We start from the raw sequence: 10,366 nt of genomic DNA, 5'->3' as shown, positions 1-10,366 counted from the left end.
GTCAGTGGTGCTCGGCCGCAAACATCCCGATTTCCGCCTCCGCCTCGGGGCTCCAAAGATCGAGTGCCTTCAAGACCTCGGCGGTAAAGCTGATCGGCGAGTTGCCGGGTGCCGTCACCACCTTGCCGTCCGAGACCGCTTGCGGCCGGTCCACATAGCGTTCGGCGCCGTGATAGCCGGGATACTTCTGATGCGAGGCAAGCGAATTGCCGGTGTGAGCCACGCCGTCGAGGATGCCGGATGCGGCGACGGCGCTTGCCGCCGCGCAGATGCCGCCGACGACCTTGCCGGCGTCATGGAAGGCGCGGACGAGGGGCGAGAAGTCCGGCGCCACGCCCTCTTCCCAGGAAAGGCCGCCCGGCAGCACCAGCGCGTCGAAGCGCGCCGGATCGAGATCGGCGAAAGAGAGGTCGGGCGTCACCTTCAGCCCGCCCATGGAACGGACTGGCCGGCCGTCGGGCGAGGCGGTCAGCACCTCGACGCCCAGATAGGCGCGGGCCGTCGCCATCAGCAGGGCGCCTTCCCAGTCGGCGAAATCTTCGGCAAGGGCGATCGCAATGCGGGTCATGAACCGTCTCCGTCCTGGTTTTCGTTCAGGTCTGGTTTCCGTTTCAGGCGAGGGCCTGCAGGTAGCGCATGCCGGTCACGGGACGCGGCACGAAGTCGAGATGCTCGTAGAAGCGATGGGCGGCGAAGTTGCCGGTGGCGGCACTCACCGAAAGGTAGTCACAACCGGCGCTGCGGGCAACCTCGCGGGCGCGCTTCACCAGATGATGGCCGATGCCGTTGCCGCGCTGGCCGTCGCGCACGTAGAGATGGTGGAGGTCCATGCCGCGCTGTCCCTCGTCAGCCCTGTAGAGCGGCACGAGGATGGCGTAACCGATCAGGCTCTCGCCGCCGTCGGCGACGAGCGCGGTGATCCACGGCACGGGGCCGAAGAGGTCGCGTTCGAGCTTGTCGGGCGTCATCGCCGAAGCGTCTCCGTGATGGGCCGCGAGTGCGGCGATCATCTCGTTGAGTTCCGGCAGGTCGGTCGCCCGTGCGTGGCGGATCACCACGACCGGCGGCCGGGGCAGGGTGATGTCTGTGTCTTCGGTCATTGTCGCTTCCCTCTTTCGCTCGGTGCCGTCAGGGGAAGCTGTCTTCGAAAACAACAAGGCCGCCTGACGGCGGCCTGTTGACATGATGATCTGTCGGGCCGCCCTTTACCGGTAGGCCCAAAAATACGTGCAGGTGATGAGTGCGCGTGCGTTGATCATGTCGCGAGAAATGCGCCGATTTCAATCGATTGTCAATGACGCTCTTGTCTCCCGGTCGGCTCCGGCTATGGCAGTCCGCGCGCCTGCTTGCTAGAACAGGTTTCCCTCCTCTACGAAGCAGCGTTGCCAATGCCCCTCAAGCTCTATCTCGCCGGTCCGGAAGTCTTCCTCAAGGATGCCCGTTCGGTCCTCGATGCCAAGGCCCAACTGACGCGAGCCTACGGTTTCGAGCCGGTGAAGCCCGGCGACATCTTCATCGAGCCGGCGCCGACGCCGCGTGAATTCGGCCTGCGCATCAGCTCGGTCGACGAGCACATGATGAATTCGGCAGACGGTATCATTGCCAACCTGACACCCTTCCGCGGCATCGCCGCCGATGTCGGCACCGCCTTCGAACTCGGTTACATGTGCGCCCAGGGCAAGATCGCCTGTGCCTATACAAATGTCGCCGACAGTCATTTCGACCGCGCCATGCGCCATTACGAGGGTTCCGTGTCGAAGGACGAAAACGGCCGCTGGCGCGGGCCGGACGGCATCTCCATCGAGGATGTCGAGATGATCGACAACCTGATGCTACATGGTGGCGTCGTGCGCCGCAGCGGGCTCGTCGCCGTCCATGCCGCCGCGCCCGAGGCGCTCTATTCCGATCTCACGGCCTTCGAACAGTGCCTGAAGTTCATCGCCGAACGGCACGGCGACCGCCTCTAGTGGAATGAATTTGACATTTGACCCTCCGGTCGCCACACGCACTTAATACAAATGCCATATTCGAAAAGCCCAACATAAACATGGGGCACTGGCTTACCGCACAACCGGTTCTCCGGCCTTCGTCGTCAGGCGCTTTTCGAAGTTCACCTTGGTGAGGTGCAGGTCCTTGTCCGCATAGTGCACCACGTCGTCCGGCGAGCGGGTGCCGACGACGAGGTAGCTTGCCGGCGCGTCGGAGCGGTTCTCCAGCCGGTGGCCGACCGCCACGCCCGCCTTGAAGGTCGCCGCATCGCCCGGATGCATCTCGGTCAGGCTGTCGCCCTCGTTCAGCGTCACCGTGCCGGCAATCACGAAGATGAACTCGTCCTCTTTCTCGTGCCAGTGCTTGTGGGAGGAGAAGGAACCGGGCGGCAGCGTCTCGAGGAAGGCACCGAACTGGGTGAGCCCTCCGGCATCCGAAAGCAACAGCGCCCGGTAGGAGCCGAGTTCGGCATTGATGCCGCTGCCGGTGGCTTCCTCGACCGGCGCGTCTTCCTGTCTGATGATCGGCATCGGTCTCTCCCGTCGGTTTCCGTCCTCAGGACGTCTTGCGATACCGCCGTGCCACGTAGACCACGCTGCCGCCCTTCAAACCCTTGTAGAGCATCGAGCCCTTCGCGCCGGAGAATTCGGCCATGAACTGCTTCAGGAACCAGGCCCGGCCGATACGTTCGCGCTTGCGGGCCTCAGCCGAGTCGAGGGCCGCGACGACGTTCGCCGAGATGTTGCTGCTTGCAATGCATTCCAGGCCGGGTGCTGCGAGCTGTGAGTCGAGGGTGGAAAGCTGGCTCTTCGGGCGCATGTCGGCGAAGGTGAACCAGCCGCCGGGCTTCAGCACGCGGGCGACCTCGCGGGCAAAGGCTTCCACGTCGCCGTAGCAATGGGAGGATTCGATGTTGACGACGATGTCGAACGAAGCGTCGGCAAAGGGCATCTTCTCGGCGTCACCCTGCTCGAAGGTGAGCGTCGGGGTATCGGCGTTGAGCGTGCGGGCGCGGCGAACGGTTTCCGGCGAATAGTCGAGCCCGGTGACGGCGGCCGGGGCGAAATAGCGGGCGATGTAGCGCGCGCCGCCGCCCCTTCCGGAGCCGACCTCGAGCACGCGCGCGCCCTCTACCAGCAGGCCGTCCACGGCCTGCTGGTAGAGCCCGATGAAGGCGCGCTCCTTCTCGTCCTCGGGCCGCAGCGGGAAAACCGCGCCGTCGCCGACGTAGCCGTAGTTCATGAAACGCCAGTCGCCGTCCTTCCAGAATAGCGAAAGCAGATTGTAGACGCGACGCCAGATCCATTTCTGGGTGCGCGGGAAACGGCCGGGCGTGGCGATGTCGAGGACGCTGGAAAAGAGACGGCTGCTCATCGCTACACTTTCACTCCGCGGCCGGGACGGCCGGCGCGGACGCGGCTTCGAGTGTTGTGAACTCGCGGTAGAGCCAGTCGCGGCCCTTGCGGATCAGCTCGTGATCGTCCTTGTTCAGCGGGCTGAAGCCCGGCAGGTAATATTTCAGCACCAAGGGCGCGCACTTGCGCCAGTAACCGGGCGCGAGGAACAGAACCCAGAAAAGGCGCGCCCAGAAACGCGGGCCGGTCTTGACGCCGTCGACCTTGGCGAAGAGCCTGAGGTTGCGCAGCGTGATCACAAGGAAGGTCCAGGCGACGGCATTGAAGGCCATGGTGCGCAGCATGTAGCGCTTGAAGCCGGAATATTTCGGCGTCGCGGCCTTGAAGACGTCGAGCGCCACGGCCTTGTGCTCCAGTTCCTCCAGCGCATGCCACATCCACAGCCGGCGATAGGCCGGTGCGGCATTTTCGAGGAATTGCGGGTGGCGCAGCGTCACGGTGGAAAGCGTCGCCGTCAGGTGCTCGATGGCGCAGGTGACCGCCAGCCGGAAGATCGGGATCTTGTCGCTTCGCAACGTCTTGCGCACCGGCTCTTCCATCGCCTCGACGTCGTAGCCGAGCTTGCCGAGGGCCCGATTGTATTCCTCGTGCTCGCGGGTGTGGAAAGCCTCCTGTACCGCATAGCCGTTGATCTCTGCGGCAAGCTGGCGATCGGCGAGCTTCGGCGCATAGTATTTCAGCGCGCGGATGAAATAGCGCTCTCCTTCCGGCAGGAAGATCGAGAGCCCGTCGATGAGGGCGGTCTTGTGAAAATCGCCGTCCAGCCATTGGCGAGTCGGGTTTTCGAGGATGCCGAAGCGAATGTCGCGCGGGATGATGTCCTCGTCGTCGCTCGCCGGTGCTGCCCCGGACCAGTGCGCGCCCGATCTCATGACCTGCGGTTCAGCCATCGTAGAATGTCCTGTTCTGCCGAGACCCGGACCGCATGGCGCGCCGGGACTTCCCTCTGCGAGGAACTATACTAAACGCGGGTGTGGTGGCAACCGGCGGGAGGCCCCGCAACCTCCGGGTCCCTTGCCGCCGGTGTGTGCTCGCCCTATCGTGCACGCCGAAGGAGCATGTTCGATCATGAACCATCGGTGCCGGTCGCTTCAAAACTTGATCTTGATCAATGCGGGAAGTGGCCGGCCGCAGGATTGTAGCGTCAAAAGGGCTGGAAAGGCAGGGGTCGTCCTGCCGCGACAAGGAGAGAACTGATGTACAAGAAGATCATCGTACCGGTAGACTGCGCCGCGCTCGAAAAGGGTGAGAAGATCCTGCGCAAGGCGGCTTCCCTGCTCGACACCGGCGGTGAAATCGTGCTGCTGACGGTGGTCGAGGACATGCCGGGTTATCTCGCGATCGATCTTCCGGTGGACGTCATCGAAAACGCCATCAAGGACGGCAAGGCCAAGCTCGTCGAGCTCAAGGAGAAGACCGGGATCGCGGCCCGCGTCGAGATCCGCAGCGGTGCCGCCGCCCGCGAAATCCTCGCTGCGGCGAGTGAGCACAAGGCCGACCTCATCATCGTCGCCTCGCATGTCCCGGACTTTTCCAATTACCTGATCGGCGCGACGGCAGACCGGGTGGTGCGCCATTCTAAGTGCGCGGTGCTCGTCGACCGCTGAAGGGAAACAAAAGGCAAGGAAACGCCCGGAATGGATACGAAGAAGTACGAAAACGTCCTGCGCCAGCGCCATCTCGAAATCCTCGCGCGGCTCAACAGGATCGACGCCGACTTGAGCGAGCAGAAGAGCCCGGATTTCGAGGATCAGGCGACGCAGGCCGAGAATGACGAGGTGCTCGAGGAGTTCGGCCAGGTCGGCGAGACCGAACTGAAGGCGATCGACGCGGCGCTGAAACGCATCGAACAGGGCACCTTCGGCATCTGCGTCACCTGCGGCCAGCCGATTTCCGAGGAACGGCTCGACGCCGTGCCGCACACGCCCTTCTGCAAGGAATGCGTGCCCGGCTGACGCCGTTGCCAATACCTCTCCCGGACGGGCCGGCCGGCGGGATCCGGGGACGACGATCATGTCCCCGCGATCCCGCCGGCTTTTTCTTGCGATAAGGGTGTCCGGCCTCAGCGGAGCAATGCGCCGACCGTGCCGCCGACGAGCAGCACCAGCGCGATCAGGATGGTGAGCGCCGCACCCGGCCCGCGGCGCTTGGCGTCGGCGTAATATTCGGTGGCGTAAAGCACCCGTGCGCCCGTCCAGCAGAGGCCGAGAATGCCGGCGACCGGATCGGAGACGTAGGCGCCGAAGAGCCAGAGCGCCGGCACGAAGAGCACGAGTTGTTCCACCGTGTTTTGCTGGACGCGGAAGACGCGCTCGAAGGCCTCGCTGCCGGTGACGCGGGGGCCTCGACGCCGAACTCCCGGCGGGCGCGGGCGACCTTGATCATGAACCAGGCATAGGCGACGAGCGCGGTGAAGGTGGCGAGAACCGTGAACCGCATGGCTTCTCTCCTTGGAAAGCGCGCCGGTTTCCGCGCCGACGCAGGCGATCGCGGCGCCTGCGGTTTTGTAAGCCGAAGCGCCGTGCCGCGCAAGCGCCGCCGACCGCTTGCCGGACGCCGCAAATTCGCCCATGATGACGTCTATCCGGACGAATGAAGACCGCCGGACAAAGACCTCAGGGGACAGACCTATCCGATGACTGAACCGTTCCGCTTCGGGCGGCCATACGATTTCCACGAACTGGTGGCCGACGGCATCGTCCACGGCATCGGCGTTGTCTTCGCGCTCGTCGGTGCGACGGCGCTGATCTTCTATGCCAGCGTCTGGTCGAGCTATGCCGAGCTCGCCGCCGCCTGGGTCTACGGTCTCGGTCTCGTCGGCGCGCTCGCCGTCTCCTTCACCTACAACATGTGGCCGCATTCGCGCACCAAGTGGATTCTCCGTCGTTTCGATCATTCGGCGATCTTCGTGCTGATCGCCGCCACCTACACGCCGTTCCTGGTGCAAGGCGCGGAAGACGGACGGATGCTGGCGCTGCTCGCCGCCATCTGGCTCTTTGCGGCCGGCGGAATCACGCTCAAATGCCTCTTTCCGGGGCGCTACGACCGGCTGGCGATCCTTCTCTATCTCGCCATGGGCTGGAGCGGCGCGCTCGCCTTCGAGCCGATCTCCCAGACACTGCCCTTCGTCACCGTGCTGCTCATCGTCGTCGGCGGCGTGCTCTATTCCGCGGGCGTGGTCTTCCACGTCTGGGAGCGGCTGCGCTTCCAGAATGCCATCTGGCACGGCTTCGTCGTCGCCGCTGCGGCCGTCCATTATTCGGCGGTCGTCACCGCCTTCAGCCTCTGACCGACGATTCTCATGACACGACCGATCACGATCCGCGACGCGACCGAGGCCGACCTTGCGGTGATCCGCGACATCTACAATGACGCCGTCGAGCACACGACGGCGATCTGGAACGAGCAGCTGATCGACGTCGAGAACCGCCGCGCCTGGATGGAGCTGCGCCGCGCCAAGGGCTTTCCGGTGCTTGTCGCCGAGCTCGACGGCAAGGTCGCGGGCTACGCCTCCTACGGCGACTGGCGGGCCTTCGACGGCTATCGCCACACGGTCGAGCATTCGGTCTACGTCCATAAGGACGCCCGCGGCGCCGGCATCGGCAAGGCGCTGATGGAGGCGCTGATCGGGCGGGCGCGCGAGGGCAGGGTGCACGTGATGATCGCCGCGATCGAGGCCGGAAACACCGCCTCGATCCGCCTGCACGAGAGGATGGGCTTCCGGCTCGTCGGCATCCATCGGGAGGTCGGCACCAAGTTCGGCCGCTGGCTTGACCTCGCGATGATGGAACTGATGCTCTGAGACAGTTCCCGTTGCCGGAAGGAGCGCTCCTCCCGGCATGGAACACGCCTTGCGTTCGCGCGTTGCCTGACGAGACTTCGGGGCTGATCGGCCCGGGGGCGGATTCGAGGGGAGCGTGCGATGAACGACCGGCCGGATATCCGGCATTCGCCGACGGCGACGCCCGCGACGGCGCTGCAGTCGCCGCGGCGCAAGGGACGGGATCGTGCCCCGCGCCGCTCGGCGCTCGACCTTGCGGAGAGCTGGGCCGTCATCGGCATCTTCGCGATTCTCACCACCGGCGGCATCTATCTCGCCGCGGCCGTCCTGATGCCGGTCACGCTCGCCGTCGTCGTCGGGCTGATCCTCGGCGCCGCAGCCGACCGGCTCGGCAGGCTCGGCATACCGCCGATGCTCGCGGGCCTGATCCTCGCAACCATCGTCGTGACGACGCTCTTTCTAGGCGCCAATGCACTGGTGCGGCCGCTCGGCCATTTCGCCGAGGAAGCTCCGCGGTTGATCGAAGCGGCGGTCGAGCGGGTGCTTCCCTATATCGAGCGCATCGAATGGCTGCACATATCGGAAGCGAGCCTGCGCGGCGGCCCGGTCTCCGCGGAAGCGCTGCTGCAGAACACCGGCGCGATCCTGACGACGATTGCCGCCGGCGTCACTCCGGCGCTGCTGCAGGGGCTCATCTTCTTCGTCGCGCTGGCGCTCTTCCTCGGCAGCCGCCATTCGTTGCGCCGGGGGCTGATCATCGCCTTTCGCGATCGCCGCCGCCGGCTGGCGGCGATCCGTGTGCTGAACGCGATTGAAGCCTCGCTCGGCAGCTACTTCGCCGCCGCCACGCTGCTCTACGCATTGGTGGGCGTTGCGATGACCGTGATCGCCTTCTTCGGCGGGCTGCAGATGCCGCTGCTCTGGGGGCTGCTCGCCTTCATCTCGAGCTACGTGCCGTTCCTCGGCATCACGGTGACGACGTTCTCCGTCGCCGTTGGCGGCCTAGTCACCCATGACAGCGTGCTTGTCGGGCTTGCACCGGCCATGGTCTTCTTCCTCGTCCACGGGCTCGTCGAAAACCTCCTGACGCCCGCGGTGATGGGCCGCCGGCTGGAGATCAACCCCTTCGTCGTCTTCGTCGCCATCGTCTTCTGGACCTGGATGTGGGGCGCCGTCGGCGCGGTGCTGGCGCTGCCCCTCTCGCTCATCGGCATGGCCATCCTCGACGAGCTGTTTCCCGAACAGAACGTGCATCCGAAACTGCCCGGTTGATCTTTTCCCGATTTTTTATTGACATTTGATGGAAATCAAATCAAATCTACGAAGCTTCGTATATATGGTGACAAATAGATATACGCCTGACGAAGCGGGAGGTTCTTTATGGCTCATGTCGTTGTTCTCGGTGCCGGCCTCGGTGGCACCATCATGGCTTACGAGTTGAGGGATGCACTGTCGCGCGAGGATCGCGTGAGCGTCATCAACAAGGGGTCGGTCTATTCCTTCGTACCGTCCAATCCGTGGGTTGCCGTCGGCTGGCGCGAGCGCGAGTCGATCGAGGTCGATCTGGCACCGGCCTGCAAGCGCCGCGACATCGCGCTCTACCCGCAAGGGGCAAAGCGCCTGCACGCCGCTGAAAATCGCGTCGAACTCACCGACGGCACCTCCGTCGACTACGATTACCTGGTGATCGCGACCGGCCCGGAGCTCGCCTTCGACGAGATCGAGGGTTTCGGTCCCGGCGCTCATACCCAGTCGGTCTGCCACATCGACCACGCGCTGTCCGCCAAGGACGCCTTCGACAAGCTGGTCGCCAAACCGGGGCCGGTGGTGATCGGCGCCGTGCAGGGTGCGTCCTGCTACGGCCCAGCCTACGAATTCGCCTTCATCCTGGAAAAGGCGCTGCGCGACGCCAAGGTGCGCGACAGGGTGCCGATGACCTTCGTCACCTCCGAGCCCTATATCGGCCATCTCGGCCTCGACGGCGTCGGCGATACCAAGGGTCTGCTCGAAAGCGCAATGCGCGACAAGCACATCAAGTGGATCACCAATGCCAAGGTGCAGAAATTCGAGGCCGACAAGGTGGTCGTCGAGGAGGTCAACGAGGATGGCACGACCAAGACCATCCACGAGGTGCCTTCCAGTTACACGATGATGCTGCCGGCCTTCCGCGGCGTGGAAGCGGTCCGCGACATCGAGGGGCTGACCAACCCGCGCGGCTTCATCCTGGTCGACAAGCATCAGCAGAACGGCAAGTATCCGAATATCTTCGCCGTCGGCGTCTGCATCGCCATTCCGCCGACCGGCAAGACGCCGGTCCCCGTGGGCGTTCCCAAGACCGGTTTCATGATCGAGAGCATGGTGACGGCGACGGCCAAGAACATCGCCCGCCTGGTCGGCGGTGACAAGCCCAACGCCCAGGGCACCTGGAACGCGGTGTGCCTCGCCGACTTCGGCGACGGAGGCATCGCCTTCGTGGCCCAGCCGCAGATCCCGCCGCGCAACGTCAACTGGGCATCCCAGGGCAAATGGGTGCATGCCGCCAAGATCGGCTTCGAGAAATACTTCCTGCACAAGATCAAGAGCGGCCATTCCGAGCCCTTCTACGAAAAGCTTGCGCTTCAGGTTCTCGGCATCGACAAGCTGAAGGCCGTCAAGTTCGACGACGAATAAGCGGGTGCGGCCGCAAGTCCGCACTCTGCCGCCCACCAAGTGACTGGCGCGGCGATCGCCGCGCCGCGGGGGTCGTTATCGTCACGCGCCCCTCCTGATTGCCCCACTTCTGCCCGATCTCCCCCCTTGAGGGGGAGATGTCACGAAGTGACAGAGGGGGGGCACTCTCGGCGCTTGCAGTGACACCCCCTCTGCCCTGCCGGGCATCTCCCCTCAAGGGGGGAGATCGACCTGTGGCCGCGGCCACATTCCCTCTCGCACGCGTGGTGAGTGGCAAAGGTGAGGCACGCACCCCCTCAACTTCCGTCATGCCGGGCTCGACCCGGCATCCAGTCGCGCGATGTCGATCGCGCGGGGAGACTTTTTCGCCCTCGTCGAAATGCGTTCTTTCGGCTCGCCGACGCTCGCCGGCTGGATGCCGGGTCGAGCCGGTATGACGGAGGCGATGTATGGGCCGCCCGATCTCCCCCCTTGAGGGGAGATGTCACGAAGTGACAGAGGGGGGCCACTC

13 protein-coding genes are annotated in these 10,366 nt (G+C 64.7%); 7 read left to right on the top strand and 6 right to left on the bottom strand.

Annotation, left to right across the window (positions count from 1 at the left end; genetic code table 11):
* Window position 1: 1 nt before the first annotated feature.
* Both H4I97_RS11780 and H4I97_RS11775 read right to left on the bottom strand, forming a co-directional pair.
* Window positions 2-568: a type 1 glutamine amidotransferase family protein gene (locus tag H4I97_RS11780; RefSeq protein ID WP_182304841.1), complete on the bottom strand. Its 567-nt coding sequence runs from the start codon at window positions 566-568 to the stop codon at window positions 2-4.
* Window positions 569-611: 43 nt separating this feature from the next.
* Window positions 612-1,184 carry a GNAT family N-acetyltransferase gene (locus H4I97_RS11775; RefSeq protein ID WP_182304840.1) on the bottom strand — a complete coding sequence of 191 codons (573 nt, stop codon included), beginning with the start codon at window positions 1,182-1,184 and terminating at the stop codon, window positions 612-614.
* Window positions 1,185-1,388: 204 nt separating this feature from the next.
* On the opposite strand from H4I97_RS11775, the gene H4I97_RS11770 reads away from it, so the two are divergent.
* Window positions 1,389-1,967 (top strand): nucleoside 2-deoxyribosyltransferase, encoded by a 579-nt coding sequence (locus H4I97_RS11770; RefSeq protein ID WP_182304839.1) that lies wholly within the window; start codon window positions 1,389-1,391, stop codon window positions 1,965-1,967.
* 93 nt (window positions 1,968-2,060) lie between these two features.
* On the opposite strand, the gene H4I97_RS11765 is transcribed toward H4I97_RS11770, so the two are convergent.
* Genes H4I97_RS11765 through H4I97_RS11755 form a run of 3 tightly spaced genes read right to left on the bottom strand, consistent with a single transcriptional unit; the run spans window position 2,061 to window position 4,294 of the window.
* A complete protein-coding gene (locus H4I97_RS11765; protein ID WP_182304838.1) occupies window positions 2,061-2,519 on the bottom strand; it encodes a cupin domain-containing protein in 459 nt (152 codons plus the stop codon).
* Between the two features lie 25 nt (window positions 2,520-2,544).
* Window positions 2,545-3,363: a class I SAM-dependent methyltransferase gene (locus H4I97_RS11760; protein ID WP_182304837.1), complete on the bottom strand. Its 819-nt coding sequence runs from the start codon at window positions 3,361-3,363 to the stop codon at window positions 2,545-2,547.
* 10 nt (window positions 3,364-3,373) lie between these two features.
* Complete coding sequence (locus H4I97_RS11755) at window positions 3,374-4,294, bottom strand: metal-dependent hydrolase (RefSeq protein WP_182304836.1); 921 nt, start codon at window positions 4,292-4,294, stop codon at window positions 3,374-3,376.
* Between the two features lie 306 nt (window positions 4,295-4,600).
* Here H4I97_RS11755 and H4I97_RS11750 point away from each other — a divergent pair, with 306 nt between their 5' ends.
* Both H4I97_RS11750 and H4I97_RS11745 read left to right on the top strand, forming a co-directional pair.
* On the top strand, window positions 4,601-5,011 hold the full coding sequence (locus H4I97_RS11750; RefSeq protein ID WP_182304835.1) for a universal stress protein: 411 nt from the start codon (window positions 4,601-4,603) through the stop codon (window positions 5,009-5,011).
* Window positions 5,012-5,041: 30 nt separating this feature from the next.
* On the top strand, window positions 5,042-5,359 hold the full coding sequence (locus H4I97_RS11745) for a TraR/DksA family transcriptional regulator (RefSeq protein WP_182304834.1): 318 nt from the start codon (window positions 5,042-5,044) through the stop codon (window positions 5,357-5,359).
* 107 nt (window positions 5,360-5,466) lie between these two features.
* Here H4I97_RS11745 and H4I97_RS11740 read toward each other — a convergent pair whose 3' ends face one another.
* Window positions 5,467-5,976, bottom strand: coding sequence for an MAPEG family protein (locus H4I97_RS11740; protein WP_244658631.1), 510 nt, complete (start codon window positions 5,974-5,976; stop codon window positions 5,467-5,469).
* Window positions 5,977-6,039: 63 nt separating this feature from the next.
* Between H4I97_RS11740 and trhA the strand changes: the two genes are divergently transcribed.
* The 4 genes from trhA to H4I97_RS11715 all read left to right on the top strand — a co-directional run bounded on the left by trhA (window position 6,040) and on the right by H4I97_RS11715 (window position 9,855).
* Window positions 6,040-6,693 (top strand): PAQR family membrane homeostasis protein TrhA, encoded by a 654-nt coding sequence (gene trhA / locus H4I97_RS11730; protein ID WP_182304832.1) that lies wholly within the window; start codon window positions 6,040-6,042, stop codon window positions 6,691-6,693.
* A gap of 12 nt (window positions 6,694-6,705) precedes the next feature.
* The gene (locus H4I97_RS11725; RefSeq protein ID WP_182304831.1) at window positions 6,706-7,206 is read left to right on the top strand and encodes a GNAT family N-acetyltransferase; all 501 of its coding nucleotides are present in this window, start codon (window positions 6,706-6,708) and stop codon (window positions 7,204-7,206) included.
* Window positions 7,207-7,326: 120 nt separating this feature from the next.
* Window positions 7,327-8,457, top strand: coding sequence for an AI-2E family transporter (locus H4I97_RS11720; RefSeq protein WP_244658630.1), 1,131 nt, complete (start codon window positions 7,327-7,329; stop codon window positions 8,455-8,457).
* Window positions 8,458-8,565: 108 nt separating this feature from the next.
* On the top strand, window positions 8,566-9,855 hold the full coding sequence (locus tag H4I97_RS11715) for an NAD(P)/FAD-dependent oxidoreductase (protein ID WP_182304830.1): 1,290 nt from the start codon (window positions 8,566-8,568) through the stop codon (window positions 9,853-9,855).
* The last annotated feature ends 511 nt before the right edge of the window (window positions 9,856-10,366 follow it).

The sequence above is a fragment of the Ciceribacter thiooxidans genome (assembly GCF_014126615.1).
GTDB classification, from domain to species: domain Bacteria; phylum Pseudomonadota; class Alphaproteobacteria; order Rhizobiales; family Rhizobiaceae; genus Allorhizobium; species Allorhizobium thiooxidans.
Note: the sequence above shows the minus strand (reverse complement) of the source record. Positions and strands in the feature narration are given on the sequence as shown.

Bases quoted from the DNA above. Each gene is read 5' to 3' on its own strand.
- H4I97_RS11780 (WP_182304841.1), bottom strand. From the start codon at position 568: ATGACCCGCATTGCGATCGCCCTTGCCGAAGATTTCGCCGACTGGGAA.
- H4I97_RS11775 (WP_182304840.1), bottom strand. From the start codon at position 1,184: ATGTCAACAGGCCGCCGTCAGGCGGCCTTGTTGTTTTCGAAGACAGCT.
- H4I97_RS11770 (WP_182304839.1), top strand. From the start codon at position 1,389: ATGCCCCTCAAGCTCTATCTCGCCGGTCCGGAAGTCTTCCTCAAGGAT.
- H4I97_RS11765 (WP_182304838.1), bottom strand. From the start codon at position 2,519: ATGCCGATCATCAGACAGGAAGACGCGCCGGTCGAGGAAGCCACCGGC.
- H4I97_RS11760 (WP_182304837.1), bottom strand. From the start codon at position 3,363: ATGAGCAGCCGTCTCTTTTCCAGCGTCCTCGACATCGCCACGCCCGGC.
- H4I97_RS11755 (WP_182304836.1), bottom strand. From the start codon at position 4,294: ATGGCTGAACCGCAGGTCATGAGATCGGGCGCGCACTGGTCCGGGGCA.
- H4I97_RS11750 (WP_182304835.1), top strand. From the start codon at position 4,601: ATGTACAAGAAGATCATCGTACCGGTAGACTGCGCCGCGCTCGAAAAG.
- H4I97_RS11745 (WP_182304834.1), top strand. From the start codon at position 5,042: ATGGATACGAAGAAGTACGAAAACGTCCTGCGCCAGCGCCATCTCGAA.
- H4I97_RS11740 (WP_244658631.1), bottom strand. From the start codon at position 5,976: ATGGGCGAATTTGCGGCGTCCGGCAAGCGGTCGGCGGCGCTTGCGCGG.
- trhA (WP_182304832.1), top strand. From the start codon at position 6,040: ATGACTGAACCGTTCCGCTTCGGGCGGCCATACGATTTCCACGAACTG.
- H4I97_RS11725 (WP_182304831.1), top strand. From the start codon at position 6,706: ATGACACGACCGATCACGATCCGCGACGCGACCGAGGCCGACCTTGCG.
- H4I97_RS11720 (WP_244658630.1), top strand. From the start codon at position 7,327: ATGAACGACCGGCCGGATATCCGGCATTCGCCGACGGCGACGCCCGCG.
- H4I97_RS11715 (WP_182304830.1), top strand. From the start codon at position 8,566: ATGGCTCATGTCGTTGTTCTCGGTGCCGGCCTCGGTGGCACCATCATG.